At 48.1% G+C, this 20,345-nt stretch carries 15 protein-coding genes; 12 read left to right on the top strand and 3 right to left on the bottom strand.

Annotated elements, in window-relative coordinates:
• Positions 1–4 precede the first annotated feature (4 nt).
• From pilW to der, 7 genes are all read left to right on the top strand, one after another.
• On the top strand, positions 5–1,165 hold the full coding sequence (pilW, locus tag AC2T0J_RS00245; protein WP_489808204.1) for a type IV pilus biogenesis/stability protein PilW: 1,161 nt from the start codon (positions 5–7) through the stop codon (positions 1,163–1,165).
• Between the two features lie 12 nt (positions 1,166–1,177).
• Positions 1,178–2,134 (top strand): RodZ domain-containing protein, encoded by a 957-nt coding sequence (locus AC2T0J_RS00240; protein ID WP_489808203.1) that lies wholly within the window; start codon positions 1,178–1,180, stop codon positions 2,132–2,134.
• On the top strand, positions 2,134–3,252 hold the full coding sequence (ispG, locus tag AC2T0J_RS00235; protein WP_489808202.1) for a flavodoxin-dependent (E)-4-hydroxy-3-methylbut-2-enyl-diphosphate synthase: 1,119 nt from the start codon (positions 2,134–2,136) through the stop codon (positions 3,250–3,252). Before AC2T0J_RS00240 ends, ispG begins: the two co-directional genes overlap by 1 nt.
• A gap of 93 nt (positions 3,253–3,345) precedes the next feature.
• The gene (gene hisS, locus AC2T0J_RS00230; protein WP_489808201.1) at positions 3,346–4,626 is read left to right on the top strand and encodes a histidine--tRNA ligase; all 1,281 of its coding nucleotides are present in this window, start codon (positions 3,346–3,348) and stop codon (positions 4,624–4,626) included.
• 27 nt (positions 4,627–4,653) lie between these two features.
• Entirely contained in the window at positions 4,654–5,271 is a 618-nt protein-coding gene (locus tag AC2T0J_RS00225; RefSeq protein ID WP_489808200.1) for a YfgM family protein, read from the top strand.
• Between the two features lie 54 nt (positions 5,272–5,325).
• On the top strand, positions 5,326–6,546 hold the full coding sequence (gene bamB, locus AC2T0J_RS00220; protein ID WP_489810404.1) for an outer membrane protein assembly factor BamB: 1,221 nt from the start codon (positions 5,326–5,328) through the stop codon (positions 6,544–6,546).
• A gap of 99 nt (positions 6,547–6,645) precedes the next feature.
• Positions 6,646–8,091, top strand: coding sequence for a ribosome biogenesis GTPase Der (gene der, locus AC2T0J_RS00215; protein ID WP_489808199.1), 1,446 nt, complete (start codon positions 6,646–6,648; stop codon positions 8,089–8,091).
• 46 nt (positions 8,092–8,137) lie between these two features.
• Here the strand turns inward: der and AC2T0J_RS00210 are convergent, their stop codons facing one another.
• Together AC2T0J_RS00210 and xseA are read right to left on the bottom strand one after the other, a co-directional pair.
• Complete coding sequence (locus AC2T0J_RS00210; protein WP_489808198.1) at positions 8,138–9,214, bottom strand: hypothetical protein; 1,077 nt, start codon at positions 9,212–9,214, stop codon at positions 8,138–8,140.
• 68 nt (positions 9,215–9,282) lie between these two features.
• The gene (gene xseA, locus AC2T0J_RS00205) at positions 9,283–10,644 is read right to left on the bottom strand and encodes an exodeoxyribonuclease VII large subunit (RefSeq protein ID WP_489808197.1); all 1,362 of its coding nucleotides are present in this window, start codon (positions 10,642–10,644) and stop codon (positions 9,283–9,285) included.
• 102 nt (positions 10,645–10,746) lie between these two features.
• On the opposite strand from xseA, the gene guaB reads away from it, so the two are divergent.
• The 5 genes from guaB to AC2T0J_RS00180 all read left to right on the top strand — a co-directional run bounded on the left by guaB (position 10,747) and on the right by AC2T0J_RS00180 (position 18,556).
• Positions 10,747–12,216, top strand: a complete 1,470-nt coding sequence (guaB, locus tag AC2T0J_RS00200; RefSeq protein WP_489808196.1) for an IMP dehydrogenase — start codon at positions 10,747–10,749, stop codon at positions 12,214–12,216.
• A 78-nt stretch (positions 12,217–12,294) separates the two neighbouring features.
• Positions 12,295–13,872: a glutamine-hydrolyzing GMP synthase gene (gene guaA, locus AC2T0J_RS00195; RefSeq protein WP_489808195.1), complete on the top strand. Its 1,578-nt coding sequence runs from the start codon at positions 12,295–12,297 to the stop codon at positions 13,870–13,872.
• Between the two features lie 207 nt (positions 13,873–14,079).
• Positions 14,080–14,388, top strand: coding sequence for a hypothetical protein (locus AC2T0J_RS00190; RefSeq protein WP_489808194.1), 309 nt, complete (start codon positions 14,080–14,082; stop codon positions 14,386–14,388).
• Between the two features lie 443 nt (positions 14,389–14,831).
• The gene (gene ileS / locus AC2T0J_RS00185; RefSeq protein ID WP_489808193.1) at positions 14,832–17,978 is read left to right on the top strand and encodes an isoleucine--tRNA ligase; all 3,147 of its coding nucleotides are present in this window, start codon (positions 14,832–14,834) and stop codon (positions 17,976–17,978) included.
• A 410-nt stretch (positions 17,979–18,388) separates the two neighbouring features.
• Positions 18,389–18,556: a hypothetical protein gene (locus tag AC2T0J_RS00180; protein ID WP_489808192.1), complete on the top strand. Its 168-nt coding sequence runs from the start codon at positions 18,389–18,391 to the stop codon at positions 18,554–18,556.
• Between the two features lie 209 nt (positions 18,557–18,765).
• Here the strand turns inward: AC2T0J_RS00180 and cyaB are convergent, their stop codons facing one another.
• A complete protein-coding gene (gene cyaB / locus AC2T0J_RS00175) occupies positions 18,766–19,314 on the bottom strand; it encodes a class IV adenylate cyclase (protein ID WP_489808191.1) in 549 nt (182 codons plus the stop codon).
• Between the last annotated feature and the right edge of the window lie 1,031 nt (positions 19,315–20,345).

The following is a 20,345-nucleotide window of genomic DNA, read 5'->3' as shown; positions in this document are numbered from 1 at the left end:
GCCGATGAGAATACTGATAGTTTTGAGTCTGATGATTGCCTTGACAGGCTGTGTCAGTGAAACCCAGCCAGGGGCGTTTAGTTCTGAATTTGATCAACAGGAAGCAGCGAAAACGCGCGTTTCTTTAGGGCTGACTTACCTTAAAAATGGTAACTATTCACAAGCCAAACAAAACCTGGATAAAGCGCTGGCTTTTGCGCCACGCCTGGCCGATACGCATTATGGCCTGGCGTATTACTATCAGGTAGTTGGCGAGACCAAACGCGCTGATGAGTCCTATCAAACCGCCATGAGTCTGGCACCACGTGATGCGAATATAGCCAACAGTTATGGTGCGTTTCTATGTCAGGATGGCCGCTACGAGGAAGCAAAGCATTTTTTCATGCAAGCCGTTAATGCCAAGCAATATGCTAACTCCGCAGAAACCTACGAGAATATGGCATTGTGCGCGCAGAGTCAGGGCAAGGGTGAGGACGCCATTGACTATCTCAATAGCGCACTTAAACACCAGCCGGGCCGCGCCAAAACCCTGTTTATTCTGACCGAAATGTATGCCGCGACGGAACAGTACGAGTTAGCCGCTGAAACTCTGCGACGCTATGAAAAGGTGGCGCGGGTGTCTGCTGACTCACTGTGGATGGCGATTGAGATAGCCAAAGGGCAGGGAGACTTACGCGCTGCCAACGGTTATGGCGATATGCTCCTGCGCATGTACCCAAGCAGCCCTTTAGCCAAGTTGTACATTGAGCGTCAGAAAACCGTTCCGCAGCCAGTGGTCAAAGTGAAAACCAAACCGCAATCTCAGGTGGTGCCTGCGCCTGAAAAAGTCGCTGAACCAGAGCCTGAGTCAAAGGCAGAGCCCGAAGCCGTCGCCAGCGAAGCTGAAGTTGCAGAGTCATTACAAGCTGTGCCGCCAGAGCCTGTCGTCGTAGCTGAAGACCCCGAAGCCGGCGAACTGGTTGCAGAAACGAAGCGGGTTATCGAGGTCGAAGAAGCAGAAAGCCTGTTTCATGTTGTTCAGCCAAAAGAAAACCTTTATCGGTTATCACTGAAATACAACATTAAGCTGAATACACTGAAAGAGTGGAACAACCTGGATGAAAACGGGTCTATTAATGTCGGCATGAAGTTATGGCTGGTGCCGCCAGCAGAACAAACCAACTAACGCAGGTAACAAATGGACAAAGAGCAGCACATTGAAGCTGATGAGCAGCACGTGCCTGCCGTACCCAGTCCCGGCCAGGTATTGCGGGAAGCGCGGGAAGAGCAGGGTCTGACTCAACAGGCGATCGCTGATAAGTTATATTTAAAAGTTGGTATCATTGACGATCTGGAACAAAACCGTATCGATGATTCAACGTCTGTCACTTTCTTCAAAGGATATGTCCGTCTTTATGCAAAGAATCTGGGCCTGAATCCGGAAGAAGTACTCACTCTTTTCAATCAGTATCACACCACACCTAAGCCACCGGCCAAGCTACAAAGCTTCTCCCGCCGTGTTGCCAAGCAGGCGCATGATGACCGCTGGATGATGGTAACTTACGGTATTGCTATTGTACTGGTTGCCGGGGTCGTTGTGTGGTGGTATCAACAACCGGCTAATGACGGTAACGAGCTGCCTGCTGCTACGCAAAGTACTCAGAAGCAGTCAACGCCAACGTCCGCCAGTAGCCAGCCGCAACCAGAGCCAGCTGTGACGCAATTAGATGCGCCCCCGGCAACGACCACTGAGGAAGCGGATACTGAGATGTCCAACCCGCCAATGCAGCAAAGCGTGACGGAAGCAGACAATGGGGAAAGCAACACGATTAGTAATGAAACGGCCGATATTGCTCCACAACCGAGTAATGAGGCGCCATCCCAGGTAACGCCAGAGGATGGTGTACCAGTGGAGCTGGAATTTAATTTTAGCGCCGATTGCTGGGTGAATATTACCGATGCCAGTGGCGAAGCCATTGCCTACGGTATTAAGGCCGCCGGCTACGAAATGCAGATTAGCGGCCTGCCGCCTTTTGAAGTGACGCTCGGCGCGCCTGACGTCGTGCAAATTAGTTATGACGGTGAAGCGGTAGATATGTCTGGATTCGATCCTACCCGCACCGCTAAGTTTTCGTTACCCATGCAGGAACAATAATGTTTACTGATAGTCCTATTCAACGCAGAAAATCAATTCGGATTAATGTAGGTAATGTTCCAATTGGCGATGGTGCGCCAATTGCAGTGCAATCAATGACCAATACGCCGACGACTGATGTGGCGGCCACCGTAGCGCAGATTAACCGGATCGTCGCCGTAGGCGGTGAGATAGTGCGCGTGTCGGTGCCCACTATGGACGCTGCCGAAGCATTTAAGCAAATACGCGAACAGGTCAGTGTACCGCTGATTGCAGATATCCATTTCGATTACCGGATTGCGCTTAAAGTCGCCGACTATGGCGTAGATTGCCTACGGATCAATCCGGGTAATATCGGTAATATGGAGCGGGTTAAGTCGGTAGTGGATTGCGCCAAAGACAAGAATATTCCTATTCGGATTGGCGTCAATGGCGGTTCGCTGGAGCGTGACCTACAGGAAAAATATGGTGAGCCAACGCCCGAGGCATTGCTGGAATCGGCCATGCGCCATGTGGATATTCTCGATAAACTCAATTTTGATCAGTTCAAGGTGTCGGTAAAAGCCTCGGACGTATTTTTGGCAGTTGGTGCGTACCGGTTGCTGGCCAAACAGATAGAGCAGCCTCTTCACCTGGGTATCACCGAAGCTGGTGGTCAGCGGGCTGGTGCGGTAAAAAGTGCTGTAGGCCTTGGTATGCTGTTGGCAGAAGGCATAGGTGACACCTTGCGTGTGTCCCTGGCAGCTGATCCGGTGGAAGAGATTAAAGTTGGTTTTGATATTTTAAAATCGCTGCGAATCCGTTCTCGCGGCATTAACTTTATTGCTTGTCCGAGTTGCTCGCGACAGGAGTTCGATGTGATTGGCACAGTGAATGCTCTTGAACAGCGGCTAGAAGATGTATTGACGCCCATGGATGTGTCAATTATCGGTTGTGTGGTGAACGGCCCAGGCGAAGCGGAGGTGTCAGATTTAGGTTTGACCGGCGCGCGAAATATGAGCGGTTTTTATCTGGACGGTAAGCGTCAGAAAGAGCGACTGGCTAACGACGACCTGGTTGAACAACTGGAAAAACGCATCCGCGCCAAAGCGGCGATGCTGGATTCTGCCAACGCAATCCCGGTGGTTGAAAAATCATAACACCAGGGCTGTGCACTGGTAGTTAAGAATGTTTGTGGTTAATCACTAAAGCCCCTATAATGCGGGGCTTTTAATCAGGCTGAGAGAAAACAGGTGGCAAAAACAATCCAGGCTATTCGAGGTATGAATGATTGCCTGCCGACGGAGTCGGGTAAATGGCAACAGGTCGAGGCAGGTATTCGGCAGGTTGTGGCCAGTTATGGCTATCAGGAAATCAGAACGCCAATCGTCGAAAGTACCGACCTGTTTAAGCGCTCTATTGGTGAAGTCACCGATATCGTAGAAAAAGAAATGTATACCTTTGCCGACCGTAACGGCGATAGTTTGACCCTGCGCCCGGAAGGTACCGCCAGTGCAGTGCGTGCTGGTAACGAACACGGTCTGATTTACAACCAGCAACAACGTTTGTGGTATATGGGGCCAATGTTCCGCCACGAACGGCCGCAAAAAGGCCGCTACCGCCAGTTTCACCAGTTTGGAGTAGAAACCTACGGATTAGAAAGCGCCGACATCGATGCTGAAGTGATCCTGTTATCCGCTCGCCTGTGGAAGCTGTTCGGCATTTCAGACCATGTTACCTTGCAGATCAATTCACTTGGTTCTAACCAAGCGCGTCAGAATTACAAGGACGCGCTAGTCGCATACCTTAAACAGCATGAGTCGCAACTTGATGAAGATTCTCTGCGTCGGCTGGAGTCTAATCCTCTGCGCGTGCTGGATAGCAAAAATCCGCAGGTCCAGGCGCTGGTAACTGATGCGCCTTCTTTGCTGGATTATCTCGATGACGATTCCAAAGCGCACTTCGCTTTATTGTGTGAACTGCTCGACAATGCGGGCGTGGCATACGAAATCAATCCTCGTCTGGTTCGTGGTCTGGATTATTACAATCGCACCGTTTTTGAATGGGTGACCGAGAGCCTCGGCGCTCAGGGCACGGTGTGTGCCGGCGGTCGTTACGATGGTCTGGTAGAACAACTGGGTGGCAAGCCAGCACCGGGCGTGGGCTTTGCATTGGGCATGGAACGTCTGGTGCTGTTGCTCGATACGCTCGAGAAAATCGAGCAACACCAGCCAGCCGCCGACATTTATGTGACGGCGTTGGGTGATGATACCCGGGGCTACGCCAGCCAGGTCGCCGAATCTTTGCGTGACACTGACAGTCAGTTTCGGGTGATGTTGCACTGTGGTGGTGGCAATCTGAAGAAACAACTAAAACGGGCAGACAAAGTAGGCGCCAGTGTTGCATTGCTGATTGGCTCAGAAGAAATGGCTGCTCGACAGGTGACCCTGAAGCCACTACGTGGCAATGGCGAACAGGTTAATGTGGCGCTCAGTGAGCTGCCAGCAGCTTTACATAACGTGTTATCTGTATAACCGTTAGCAAAATAAAGAGGTTTTAAGATGGAACAATTCGCTACAGAAGAACAACAGGTAGAGGCGATTAAACGATTTTGGTCAGAGCACGGAACGTCTCTGATTGTCGGTGCGGTATTGGGTTTAGCCGGTCTATTTGGCTGGCAGTATTACAGCGATTCACAAATCGCCGCCAAGGAAAGCGCCTCTCAGTCTTACCAGGCTGCACTTGAGTCGCTGGTAAACGAAGAAAACAGTCAGCCGATTGATGCGGTAATTAACGCCGACGGTGCTTCAGGTTATGCCAACGTGGCAGGCTTGCTGGCCGCTAAACAAGCGGTAGATGACGGCAACCTCGAAGGCGCCTCTAATTACCTTAAAGGTGTGGCGGACGGTGCCGCGGACGAAAGTCTTAAACAGGTTGCTAATGTGCGTCTGGCGCGCGTTCAGTTAGCCCTTCAGCAGTATGACAAAGCCCTGACCACCATCGAATCGGTTACCGATGAAGCGTTCACTGCACAGGTCGAAGAAGTGAAAGGTGATATTTTTGCTGCCCAAGGGAACTTTGACAAGGCTCGCATAGCCTACTCCTCTGCCTTAGAGAAAAATATTAACAATCGATTACTGCAAATGAAGCTAGATAACCTTGCAGTTAGCGCAGGATAGTGAATGAATTTAAATACTCTAAACATCTCACAGCAATCAATTCTGTGTGGCCGTATGTTTAAACGGGTCGTTTTAACCGCAGCCATCATTGGTTTGTCTGGTTGTGCCACCGTGTCAGACTGGTTTGCTGATGAAGACGAAATCAAGATCCGTCGAATTGCGCCCATTGAAAACCAGATAACTCCCAAAGAGGTCTGGAGCTATACTATTGGTGACGGCGTAGACGAATACTTCTCACGATTAGTCCCGGTTTTTGCTAACGATACAATCTATGCGGCTGAGCGCCACGGTGAAGTGGTTGCGTTAACGCCTGATACCGGCGATGTAATATGGGAACGCAATTTTGCGATTTTCCCCGACGAATCGTTCTGGGATGACATTGCGCGTATCTGGCGAAGCGGTGCTTCGGCAAAAGTCAGTGCTATCGCGGCAGGTTACGACATGGTATTCGTGGCAACTGAAGACGGTATTATCCGCGCGTTAAACGCTGAGTCGGGTGAAACTCTGTGGGAAAGCACGGTTCCGGGCGAGATCCTGGCCACACCGGCGATGGATGAGGGCATTCTGGTATTGAACACCGGTGCAGGGGTGCTGTTTGGCCTCGATGCGAAAAGCGGTGAACAATTATGGCGCAGTGAGACAGACGTGCCACCGCTTAGCCTGCGTGGTATCTCTGCCCCGGTAGCCACCAACGGTGGCGCTTTGGTGGGAACCCCTACCGGTAAGTTGCAGGTGAATATTCTGACCAGCGGTATCCCAGCGTGGGAAACCGCTATTACTGCTCCGGCTGGCGCAACTGAGCTTGAGCGCATCATCGATGTGGACTCTGCCCCAGTAGTGTATGGCAATACTGTGTATATCGTTTCCTATGACGGTACCCTGGCAGCAGTAGAACTTCGTAGCGGCCGCATTATGTGGAAGCGTGAATACGGCTCGTACCGTGATTTGGCCGTAAGCGGAAATCGCATCTATGTAGTGGATACGCGGTCAATTGTTTATGCCCTGGACCGTCGTAATGGCGTTGAAATCTGGTCTCAGAGTGGTCTTAAAGAACGTAACCTGACCACGCCACTTATTATGGGCGAGCAACTGGTGCTTGGCGACCGCTGGGGTCTGATGCACTGGTTAAATGCTGAAGATGGTAAACTTATTGCTCGCTACGACTTAGGTGGCGATGATGAAGACGAAGCCATCTATGCTACGCCGGTTAAAGTAAACGACCTGGTGGTCACCATTACCCGCGATGGAGAAATTGCTGCCTTGTCAGCTGAGTAACCACGCTTATCCTGCAATTCGTGGGATATTCCGATATAATTTAACGGCCGCGCTTTATGCGCGGCCGTTTGCATGTTTATTACTTAAAGGAACACCGATATGTTGCCTGTTGTGGCGTTAGTTGGCCGGCCCAATGTGGGTAAGTCAACGCTGTTTAATCGTTTAACTCATACCCGTGATGCACTGGTTGCTGATTTCCCGGGGCTGACTCGTGACCGGCAATACGGTCAGGCCAGCTATGAGCAACGTCACTTCATTGTGGTCGATACCGGTGGTATCACTGGCGATGAGGAAGGTATCGATACCTTAATGGCACAACAGTCACTACAGGCCATTGAAGAGGCGGATGTGGTGTTCTTTTTAGTGGATGCCCGGGCGGGTCTGCTACCTGCCGATCAACTCATTGCCGATCACCTGCGTAAAAGCGATAAAACTGTGTTTTTGCTGGCCAATAAAGTGGATGGAATAAACGGCGATAGCGAAAGCGCAGAGTTTTTCTCTCTGGGTCTGGGGCATGTGCATCAAATTGCCGCAGCCCATGGCCGCGGCGTGTCGCAATTGATTCAGGAGGCATTACTGCCACTGGATGAGCAATTCCCGGAAATGCTGGTCACCCAGTCCGCCGATGAAGAAGAACTCGACGCAGAAGAGCAACTGAAACATCTGCAGAGTTTGCCAATAAAGCTGGCAATTGTGGGTAAACCGAACGTGGGTAAGTCAACACTTACTAACCGTATTCTCGGTGAGGACAGGGTGGTGGTATACGACATGCCGGGGACTACCCGGGACAGTGTATACATCCCGCTGCAACGCGATGAGCGTGACTACGTACTGATTGATACCGCTGGTGTGCGTAAACGTAAGAAGGTCTCAGAAGCAGTAGAAAAGTTCTCTATAGTGAAAACCCTTAAAGCCATTGAAGAAGCTAACGTTGTGTTGTTGGTGATTGATGCACGCGAGGGGATCTCCGATCAGGATTTAAGTCTGTTAGGCTTTATTCTTAATTCCGGGCGATCGCTGGTGATAGCCGTGAATAAATGGGATGGCCTGGATACCGACATTAAGGATGAAATCAAACGCGAGCTCGATCGTCGCCTGGGCTTCATCGATTTTGCCCGTTTACACTTCATTTCTGCGCTCCACGGTTCGGGAGTAGGTAATTTGTTTGAGTCGGTGCAGGAAGCTTATCGAAGTGCGACCAAACGGATTAACACTTCGATGCTGACCCAGATTATGGAATTGGCTCAGGAAGACCATCAGCCGCCGTTAGTACGGGGACGCCGGATTAAGATGAAGTATGCCCACGCCGGTGGCTACAATCCGCCAGTGATAGTCGTGCATGGCAATCAGGTTCAGGATCTCCCCAGTTCATATAAACGCTATCTGATGAATTATTTCAGGAAAGCGCTGGATGTGATGGGCACGCCTATCAAAATTGAATTCCGTGAAGGGGCAAATCCGTTCGAAGGTAAGAAGAATCAGCTGACGCTCGCCCAGCAACGAAAACGCCGCCGAATGATGGACTATCACAAGAAAAAGAAATAACCCATAAAAAAGCCCTGTCTGACAGGGCTTTTTTATGCCGGGTTGATTATAGCGCCTTGCGTATTTCTTTCATCAGCGCCGATTCGCCGGGTACGGTTAGTTGACTTAAGGCTTCAGAGACCAGAGGATCGCCAATACGGGATGGAAATGTGGTACTGAACTTTACGAACTTATCTTCCAACTGGAAGACATAGATAGTCGCGTAAAGTGCCTCGCCACTGTCGCCCTCAGCGGCGATTTCCGACATCACACCCTGCAAGGGAGGCTCACCCTGACTAAAGGGTTTTTGATGCTGCTTTATCTGCATAGCCATCGCACGTTCAACCGCAATTTGTTTTGCCTGTTCAACTGCGTCTTCCAGTTCGTGACTGATACGCTGCTCAGTATCACCGGTTAACGGTGCTAACACCGGATAAATAGCGATATCCATAATCGCTTCGCTAAAAGATGGGTGGAGGTATCTGGCCAGCACACCTTTGAACGGATCAGGATACAGAAACTGGCGGGCTAACTGAAATTCACCCAGTCGTTCCGGGAGGGTCAGTGCGGTAGAGTAATTGCTTGCCCCCATGGCCTGGTAAAGAAACGGTGTGGAAAATATATTGTTCTGGCTGGCGTGCTCACTCCAACGCAGGATAATTTGTTCAACATCCTGAGGGCTGACGGGACCGTTATGCCAGTAATGCACTAAAAAGCTATCAAGGTGAACCCCGCGCCATTCCACCGCGAACTCAGTATAGCTCTGCAGCACCAAATCTGCTGGTACTGGCTGTTGTCCTGTGGGTAAATCTGCCACCTGATTAGCGATCAACAACTCATAGTCATGACGGCTCACTGAGGGGCTGAGCTCGGCAAACAAGTCGAGCTTTTCGAGGCTCTTCAGAAAGTCATTAGCCGGAATGCCGTCGTTTTTGCAAGGATTGTTGGTTAACGCGCCCTCTTTACACTGCTGCTCAACCTCGTCACTGATATAGGAAGAATAGACATTAACAGCCAGATTGAAAGGAGCTTGTTCAGGAGCGCTCAGCAGAGGCTGCTCTGGCAGCTTTGCGCCACTGCTCGTGCATCCGGCGGTCAGCGATAGCGCTGACCAAAATAATACGTGGCGGAGAATTTTAATCAAACAACAATACCCATAAGAAGTGCGTCACCTGTCCCTGTTTATGCCTGGCCACGCTTGACCGGTAGACATTACAGAGTGGGCTTGGCATGCACTGCTGTTACCACACTGACAATCTCACCGTCACTGACCCGACTGATAATTTCATCCTGCTCTTTAACCGCCGTTATACTGGTAATCGCCCGATTGGCTTTTAATGTAGCGGAATAACCACGGGCCATGGTAGCCAGCGGACTTACAGACTGAAGCAGGTGCGCCAGTGTAGCAAGCTTCTGCTTATGGGTCTCTAGCCGTTGTTGCATTGCCTTCATCATTCGTTGATTTAAATAAGCCTGCTGCGTTTTTATCTTATCCAGTTGAATGGTCGGATGTTGATGGGAAAGGCGGCTCTCTAGGCGTTGTGAACTAATTTGGCTACGGGTTAGCTGGTGTGTCATCAGGCTGGTCATTTTCTGGGTCAGCTGATCGACCCGCTGGCCCTGCTGTTGCAGCATCACTTTTGGGTGGCGCGACTTCAGGCGCTGGCTGAGTGCGGCTAACTGATGGGCATAATGCTGCAATGTGGTATTAAATGAGCGCGTCAGCTGTTGTTGTAACTGGTGTACTTGTGTTTGTATTTCGCGTTGGTCCATGGAGAGTAGCTCTGCCGCCGCCGACGGCGTAGGCGCCCGCAGATCTGCCACGAAATCAGCGATGGTCACATCCACTTCGTGACCCACTGCACTTACCAGCGGCAGGGCCGAGCGGGCGATTTCCCTGGCCAGCGATTCGTTGTTAAAACACCACAAGTCTTCTAACGAACCGCCACCGCGGGTGAGCAGTATCACGTCCACCTCCTGGCGTTGATTGGCCAGCCAGATATTACGGGCTAGTTGGGTTGCTGCCTGTTCGCCTTGGACCATGGAGGGGTAAACAATGACTTCAGTAGCCGGACTGCGGCGCTTTAATACACTTAATACATCATGTAATGCTGCGCCATGGGCAGAGGTAATCACGCCAATCCGTTTTATATGGGTCGGCAGTGCCTGCTTGTTGCCTGGGTCGAACAGTCCTTCGGCCTGCAGCTTGTATTTTAGCTGCTCAAAAGCCAGTTTTAACTGGCCTTCACCTTCTGGCTCCATACTCTCAACGACCAGTTGATAATCCCCTCGGGGTTCATAGATGCCTACACTGGCTCTGACCAGCACTTTGTCTCCTTCGCGAGGCGGATTACGCACGACCCGGTTAGCAGTGCGAAACATGGCGGCTCGCACCTGTGCCTTGTTGTCTTTGAGAGTGAAATACCAGTGTCCGGAGGAAGCGCGGGTAAAGTTGGAAATTTCAGCACTGAGCCACACCAAACCTATCTCACTGGTTAAAATGTTACGCGCCAGGCGATTTAATGTTGTTACGCTGTGAACTTTTTGCCCGTCAGGGGCAGAGAAAACTGTCATTGAATGAAAAAACCTCAGCTTTAATGCAAATACAGTTTACCTGAAAGTGAAAAAACACTACAATTGCGCCGCAATTAAACCTCAATATACAGGTGTTTTTGCATGCTACGAATCGCTCAAGAAGCGCTAACCTTTGACGATGTTTTATTGGTTCCGGCGCATTCCACAGTGCTCCCGCACACAGCCAGTCTACAAACCCGTCTGACTCGCAAGGTAAATCTGAATATCCCTATGGTATCAGCTTCTATGGATACTGTAACGGAAGCGCGTTTGGCAATTGCATTAGCCCAGGAAGGCGGTATTGGGTTCGTTCACAAGAACATGACCCCAGAAGAGCAAGCCAAGCATGTACATGAAGTTAAAAAATACGAAAGCGGTGTTGTTTCCGATCCGGTTACGGTAAGTACTACCGATAACCTGGGGAATGTGCAGGCGTTAAGTAAAAAGATGGGGTATTCGGGCTTCCCGGTCACCGACGCTGAAAATAACCTTATCGGTATTATCACCGGCCGCGACATGCGCTTTGAAAACCGTCTTGATTTGTCGGTTGATAAAGTGATGACGCCAAAAGAGCGCCTGGTTACGGTGAAAGAAGGGGCCAGCTCAGAAGAAGTGCTTGAACTGATGCACGAACACCGTATCGAAAAGATTCTGGTGGTGGACGACAACTTCAAGCTCACCGGCCTTATTACCGTAAAAGATTTCCAGAAAGCGGAAAGCAAGCCTAATGCGTGTAAAGATTCATTGGGTCGTTTGCGTGTGGGGGCGGCGGTAGGCGTTGGCCCAGGCACTGACGAGCGCATTGCGTTACTGGTTGAGGCTGGCGTTGATGTATTACTTATCGATACATCCCATGGTCACTCACAAGGCGTTATCGACCGCGTTAAAACCGTTCGCGCAGCCTACCCGGAACTGCAAATTATTGCGGGTAACGTTGCAACTGCTGAGGGCGCTCTGGCGCTGGCGGATGCTGGCGCTGACGGCGTCAAGGTTGGTATTGGCCCTGGCTCAATTTGTACTACCCGAATCGTAACCGGTTGTGGTGTACCGCAAATTACGGCTATCTCCGATGCGGTTGAAGCACTGAAAGACCGTGATATTCCTGTTATCGCTGATGGTGGTATCCGCTTCTCTGGTGACATTGCTAAAGCGCTGGTCGCCGGTGCGAGCTGCGTAATGGTTGGCTCTATGCTGGCGGGCACCGAAGAGGCTCCGGGTGAAGTAGAGCTTTATCAGGGCCGTTACTACAAGTCTTACCGTGGTATGGGCTCGTTAGGTGCCATGAATCAGCGGAATGGTTCATCGGATCGTTACTTCCAGGAAAGCGACAACGCCGAAAAACTGGTGCCGGAAGGTATCGAAGGTCGTGTGGCCTATAAAGGCCCAATCGCTACCATTATTCATCAACAAATGGGCGGCCTGCGTTCAGCCATGGGCTTAACCGGTTGTGCTACCATTAATGAACTGAATACCAAACCGCAGTTTGTGCGGGTAACTTCAGCGGGAATGGGTGAGTCGCACGTTCACGATGTAAGCATTACTAAAGAAGCACCTAACTACCGTTTAGGGTAAACTTTACCAATACGAATCGATTGATTTATCAGGCTGGTTAATACCAGCCTGCTTGTTTTTTATTTTAAGGCAAACACCATGACACAAAACATCCATGATCATCGCATACTTATTCTGGATTTTGGCTCACAATATACTCAGCTTATTGCCCGCCGTGTGCGCGAGCTTGGCGTATACTGCGAACTCTGGGCATGGGATGTTACCGAAGAACAGATCCGCTCGTTTAACCCGCAGGGTATTATCCTGTCGGGCGGCCCTGAGTCGGTCACGGAAGAAAACTCCCCCCGTGCTCCGGAATATGTATTTCATGCAGGCGTACCAGTACTTGGTGTGTGTTATGGCATGCAAACAATGGCCGAGCAACTGGGTGGCAAAGTTCAGGGCTCAGATAAGCGTGAATTTGGTTATGCTCAGGTGGAAGTCGTTAAGTCAAACGATTTACTGACCAATATCGAAGATGCCATCAGCGCCGAGGGCAATGCGTTACTGGATGTGTGGATGAGCCACGGTGATAAGGTTATTGCCATTCCTGAAGGGTTTGAAACGGTTGCTCTCACGCCCTCATGCCCGCACGCGGCCATGGTGAATACCGATAAACAATTCTATGGTGTACAGTTCCATCCGGAAGTAACTCATACTCGCCAGGGCATGCGTTTGCTGTCACATTTTGTCATGGATATCTGTGGCTGTGAAAAACTGTGGACGCCGGACGCGATTATCGAAGATGCAATTGCCCGCATTAAAGAAAAAGTGGGTGATGATGAAGTTATTCTGGGTCTGTCAGGTGGTGTAGATTCATCGGTAGTCGCGATGCTGATCCACCGCGCCATTGGTGACAAACTTACTTGCGTATTTGTGGATAACGGCTTGCTGCGATTAAACGAAGGTCAGCAGGTAATGGATATGTTTGGCGACCATTTCGGTCTCAACATCATTAAAATCGATGCAGAAGATCGCTTCCTTGCTCGCCTTGAGGGTATTGATGATCCAGAGTTGAAACGTAAAGCTATTGGTAACGAGTTTGTTGCGGTCTTCGATGAAGAAGCTAGCAAACTGGTCAACGCCAGATGGTTAGCGCAAGGTACCATTTATCCGGATGTGATCGAGTCTGCTGGCTCTGCAACCGGTAAAGCCCATGTGATCAAATCCCACCATAATGTAGGTGGTTTGCCTGAAGATATGAAGCTGGGCCTGGTAGAGCCATTACGCGAACTGTTTAAAGACGAAGTGCGAAAGATTGGTTTGGAGCTAGGCCTGCCATACGACATGCTTTACCGCCACCCGTTCCCAGGACCTGGTCTGGGCGTGCGTGTACTGGGCGAAATCAAAAAAGAATACTGTGATTTACTACGCCGTGCTGATGCTATCTTTATTGAAGAACTGCATAACGCGGAGCTTTACCATAAAGTGAGCCAGGCCTTTACTGTATTCCTGCCGGTGAAATCGGTTGGCGTAATGGGCGATGCCCGTAAATACGACTGGGTAGTCTCATTACGTGCCGTAGAAACCATCGACTTTATGACTGCCCACTGGGCGCATCTGCCGTACGATTTCTTAGGTAAGGTGTCTAATCGCATTATTAACGAAATTGATGGGATTTCCCGCGTAGTTTACGATATCTCCGGCAAGCCACCAGCCACCATTGAGTGGGAATAATTCAGCGTTAGGTAACACCTTGCACTGAACCGCAATAAACACTAAAAAGCCCGCTTGCTAGCGGGCTTTTTGTTACCTAACGGCCAAATCATTTGGCACTGTCTAGCAGCTTCAAGCACGGTTTGACCGTGGTATTTTGATGGGTATTATTCATCTTGGAGTGAAATTCACTTCAGCGAAGCGCTGTGGACGACTCCGAAAGAAAGAATGAAACGACGAACGCCTGACCTGGTCTTTTTATCACGACAGGCGATGGACATTCTGATCGCCTTGAGGACATTTGTCGGTGGGTCTGATTACACTCTTCCTTCCCGATATGACTCTGATACCCTAATGATTAGTGCGACGATGAATCGAGTCATTGATTTGACATACAAGACCGCGCAAAAGGAAGGTCAGTCACTCAGTAAGTTTGGGCCGTATGACCTGCGTCGAAAAGTGAGCACGCTATTGCATGAAGCCGGACACAACACGGATTGGATAGAAAAATGCCTGGCGCACGAGCAGCAGATATGATTGATGAATGGACCGCTTAACAGTTAGTTGCTATCAATAATCGAGTAAATTTTAACTTGATCTGTCAGAAGTGTGTCATCTTTGAGTCGTCCCGTTTTATTTTAACAATTTAAGCTTATCAAGATAACAGACATTCAACGTAACTCACTTCTGGACAAAACCGAGTTATAAACTAAAACACAATCTGCCTGTTCGGGTATCGCAAACCATGTGCTAAACAGACATGAATGTGGCCCAAATCACTTATCCAACAAACAAACTGATTGACAAGCAAAACGGTAGATGTAACCTTGTATTTATGAATATGAAGCCTAACTTCCAACGAATTATTATCATCATTTCTCAAGAAATGGTGGGATAGTTAGTGCAACTAAATATTAAGACCCGCCTAAGAGGCGGGTTTTTTTTACTTACCTCTTAGGATTTTAAATTAAGAGGCAAGTATGAGTTCTAAACAAAAACAGGCATCTTCATCAACAAGTTTTTCGTTTGTCGATACTGAACATGACATGCTGCGATTCTGGGAAACGCACAATGTATTCCAGACATCTCTGGAGCAGTCAAAAGATAAACCTAAGTTCGTATTTTACGATGGTCCTCCCTTTGCAACAGGGTTACCCCATCACGGCCATTTAGTTGCTTCCACTATCAAAGACATCATCCCTCGCTATCAAACCATGCTTGGACATTACGTTGAAAGGCGATTTGGCTGGGATTGTCATGGTCTTCCTATCGAGCATGAGATAGACAAATCATTGGGGATATCTGCTAAGGAAGCGGTAGAGAAGTTTGGTATCGCTAAATATAACGACGAATGCCGTGGTATCGTTCAACGGTATACACAGGAGTGGAAGAAAACAATAACCCGCCTGGGTCGTTGGGTGGATTTCGATAATGACTATCGAACTCTGGAACCCTGGTACATGGAATCCGTATGGTGGGTGTTTAAGCAGTTGTGGGATAAAGGTTTGGTTTATCGGGGGGAAAAGGTTGTCGCCTACTCAACAGAACTCGAAACCGTGTTATCAAACTTTGAGGCAACATCGAACTACAAAGATGTGCAAGACCCCGCAATTTCGGTACTGTTTAAACTAGAAGACGAAGATGGTTATCTCGCAGCATGGACGACAACACCTTGGACCTTACCTTCAAATCTTGCTCTCTGCGTGAATCCTGACTTTGATTACGTTAAGGTGTTCGACCAGTCTGTAGGTAAAAAGTTTTGGATTGCTAAAGCGTTAGTAGAGCGTTTTTCTAAAGGACATTCAGTCGAAGTGCTTGCTACCACTAAGGGGGCGGAGCTCGCGGGTAAATCCTATAGGCCTATATTTCCTTACTTTGTACAGCACAAAGCTGATGGTGCTTTTAGGGTGCTCGCGGATACATTTGTATCGCAGGAGAGTGGGACGGGCATTGTCCATATGGCACCCGCTTTTGGTGAGGAAGATCAACGAGTCTGTCGTGAAAACGGTATTGAGGCGAGCGTATGTCCATTAGATAGCAGAGGTTGCTTTACTACTGAAGTGAGTGATTTTGCCGACGTTTATGTGAAAGATGCAGACAAATTGATAATACAGGCCATTAAAGATCGAGGGCTGTTGTATCGGCATGACACGTTAATGCACAGTTATCCTTTTTGTCCCCGCTCTGACACGCCAATCATCTATCGAACGGTGCCTTCATGGTATATCAGTGTAACCCAACTAAGAGACAAACTTGTTGAAAACAACAATCAGATCAAATGGGTGCCAGAACATATCAAGCAGGGTCGAATGGGCAAATGGCTGGAAAATGCAATTGATTGGGCTGTTTCAAGAGATCGATACTGGGGCACGCCACTGCCTATCTGGATAAATGATGTGACAGAAAAACCACACTGTATCGGGTCTATCGAAGAGCTGAAGTCGTTAACTGGGGCTCAAGTTGAAGACTTGCATAGGGATCATATCGACCATTTGACTTTTACTTTAGCTGGAGAGGATGGTGTGTATCGCAGGATACCAGAAGTCTTTGATTGTTGGTTTGAGTCAGGCTCAATGCCTTATGCTCAGGTTCATTATCCATTCGAGAACAAGCAAGAATTTGAAGCAAATTTTCCTGCATCGTTTATCGCTGAAGGGGTAGATCAGACTCGAGGGTGGTTCTATACCTTACAGGTTTTGAGCGAGTGCCTGTTCGGCAAACCCGCTTTCACTAATGTCATTGTGAACGGCATTGTGATGGCGGAAGACGGTAAGAAAATGTCTAAGCGGCTAAAAAACTACACGGCTCCCGATATCCTAATGGAACAGTATGGTGCCGATGCGTTGCGATTGTATCTGATCAATTCTGGTCTGGTTAAAGCCGAAGAACAGAAGTTTTCTGACAAAGGCGTTCAAGAAATGGTCAGGCAGATGTTGCTGCCTTGGTATAACGGATTTAAGTTCTTTAAAACCTATGCTGATATCGACGGGTGGAAAGTTGATGATTCAGCGCCGACAGGGAACGTACTTGATCGGTGGATTGTTTCTCGTTTGGAAAGTCTGAAAGAGAAAGTGAACGCTGAAATGCAGGCGTACCATTTGTATGAAGTGGTACCACCTCTGTTTGAGTTCATGGAAGACTTAACTAATTGGTATATTCGCCTGAACCGTGCTCGCTATTGGCAACCTGACATGAATAAGGATAAAGAGAGTGCTTACGCCACCTTATATTATTGTCTAGACACGTTTACGACGTTAATGGCACCGTTTGCCCCTTTCTTGTCGGAGTTCATCTATCAACAGCTCAATGAGTATGACGAAAATGCAGAAAGACCATTGTCGGTGCATTTGCGTCGTTATCCTCAAACAGTCAGGGAGCTTAGGTTGCCCGAGCTCGAGACAAGTGTTCAGAGTTTTCAACATCTGATCGTCATGGGCCGACAAATGAGAAATGATATTAAAGTAAAGCTCAAAACACCTTTGAGCCAGGCAACGGTATTGCACCGAGATAAAACAGTGTTGGATGATATTCAACGTTTATCTGATTACATAAAAGCAGAGCTTAACGTTAAGTTCTTAAGTTTTAGTACAGAGGAAGGGAAATTTATCGACCTGTACGCGAAGGCAAATTTTCCAGCACTGGGAAAACGCCTGGGTAAGCAAATGAAACACTATGCGAGCTTGATTGCTAACCTTACACCAACTGATATTGACCAACTTCAGCAAGTTGGGTTTCTGGATATTGATGGGCAACGTTTTTCAGAAGAAGACATTGTTATCTACAGAAAGGCGAAGGAGGGGGTGAACGCGGTTTCTAACCGTTATATCTCTATGGAGTTTGAACCTAACCTTACAGAAGAGTTGGTTGCAGAAGGGATGGTTCGAGAAGTTGTGAGCCGTATACAGAAACTGAGAAAGTCCTCCGGTTTTGGTGTGACGGATAAGATTTCGGTGTCTATGAACACATCAGAGCACGTAAGAAATTGGATAGAAAGGCACTTAAGATATTTGCAGGCAGAGACTTTAGCTACACATGTGGATTTTCAGTTACCTACAAATACAGGTGAACAGTATATTTTAGAAATGGGAGCAGTCAGTATTTCAGTCGCAAAAATCAATGTTGACTAGCGTCTACAACCGGTAAAGTGCGGCGTTTACAATAACGCCGCCTTTCAATGAAACGTCAGTTACTTCATGGGCAATTTTAGGTAGATGGGTTTCGTCCGGATCTGTCCCTTACTTGGTGCACTAGACAAATGTGGCCAAAAATGAATTCGTGGAATTGTTCAAAATGTCTATTCTAGCAAGGGTTGAGGCAGAGACGAGTTAGGCTAACATCCGCTTTGCAGAGTTAAACTAGTTGCGCCAAGTTATCGTGACCGTCTCTTGAACGTTCATACTTGCCCGTCAGACGAACTCCCAACCTAACTACCAAAGATGTAAAATGAGATATGAGCCACAATTCTCGCGCTGTAATTAGGCTCCTTTCTAGCGGAGAGTGGATCAATGGTTTTAACCAGCGTTTTCCAGAGATTTAAATGATACGATTTATGTGTATCAATCGTCTGATAATGACTCCCGTTCTGGCAATTATTGCCATTTTCGTCCTGCTCAACGCAGGCTCGCTGACTATTGCTTTCTCGTTAATGAGCGACATTGAGCAGGTTGAACAAACCAATGTTGTGCAAGAGCGCTTAGTTTCATAAGCCATTAACATGATATCGAAAAGTGTGATGTCTGTGGTCTCTGCATTGAGCCGATAGTGGGTGTATTGGCTATCCTCGAACAGCTCTACAGAAAACCGGTTGAGCCGCAGTAAACTCTAATCCGTAAGTATCATTTGATAGCGTTTTCATTCACTATTATGCAAGGCATAAGGAACAATAAAGGCGCTCATTCCAGATAGGACGCTTCGTTATGTTCTTTCTTGTAGCAGTTGTTTGTATGATCTCGTTTCCAACGACGTTGGCGCCAATCCTAACTTAGCAGCCAAGGCTGCTAAGTTAACTCTGTATTCGGCCAGCAAGGACTTATCGTCGGTCATGACAGCAAATTCGGCAAAGTCACCGAGCTCAACCAATGAATCCAGGGTGATATGAAACTGTTGAACAAAGTAAATACTTCGGCGCTTTTTCGCTGTAAGTACAACTTCATAACCCATGGTTTCCAGCATACTCCGCGCCTTTGTCGAGTCGGTTATATTGGTTGCTTCGCATCGGTCTGACTCTGGTCCTTTGACTATCCATAGTTTAATTCCGGATGGCTCCATTGTTCGCACGCAAAGGCTTTTATTTTGTTTATGTAGTGTTCGATCCACGGTGTCAAAGTACCAGTCACATTCCAGGTTGTCTTCTAGCATGACCTCATGGGGGAGTAATTTTAATGCAGATAAAAATGTTGATTTTGAATCAAGGCGATACTTGAGTTCAACTTCGTATTTACCCTGAAAATGTTGGTTGTTCATAAACTACTCGCGAAAAAGCTAACCGTAAATGTGCTTGTTGCATGCTTCTCACCAGTTTACGCCGAATAACATGTGCATTCATTATTTGTTTGGATTTAAACACTTCGGCAACGGTAGTTTGACATCGCTCTGTGGCCCTGAATACGCATCGCCGAATGGGGCGGTAGTTAAGAGATTGGTAAGCTTTATGGACAAATTAGCTGACAATATTTGGATAGTTGATGGCAACACTGTTCAGTTTATGGGATTACCTTTTTCTACACGAATGACAGTCATTCGTCTCGCTGATGGTGATCTTTGGATCCACAGTCCCATTCAGTTTTAAGAGGTAATAAAGGCGCAAATAGAAGAGTTGGGACGCGTTAAATATCTGGTGGCACCTAATCATTTATTTCTAGCAGAGTGGTAGCCGCTTTGCCTGATTCGAAAGTTTATGGTACTAGCGAGGTGATTAAAAAGCGTGATGATCTGTCGTTTGAAGCTTCTTTAAACAAGCCGTTATTCTGTAATTGGATTTCAGAAATAAATCATGAGTTGTTCTCTGGTTCGCCACTGATGGAAGAGTGTGTTTTTTTCACCGAAATTCACGCACGTTAATTATTACAGATTTGGTTGAAAGTTTTTCTGGGCAGGACTTTAAAGTGTGGCAACGAGTAATAGCCAAAGGCGTTGGTATTTTAGCCCCGCATGGTAAAACCCCTCTGGATTGGCGATTAAGCATTATGTTTGGGAAAGAAAAAACAAGAATGCATTTAAAGAAAATGTTGTCTTGGTAGCCGCGGATCCTGGTGATGGCTCAGGGTGAGATTGTTAAACACGATACTCCAGGATTTTTAATGAAATCGTTTAGCGGGTAGTTATGATGCCACCCACTTAATCGGTTTTACATAATGCGGTAAAACCTGTGTCGAAAATGCCTTTGTCTTAACAGTCAACGCCAGACGGGTAATCAATAGTGCATTCATGATGGTGTCAGTCAGGGGCTAAATGAAAAGGTAGTTCTGTTATTGCCGTAATAGCACTTTATAGCT

The organism is Alteromonas sp. ISO5 (genome assembly GCF_058105165.1).
This window is presented reverse-complemented; position numbering and strand designations above follow the sequence as displayed.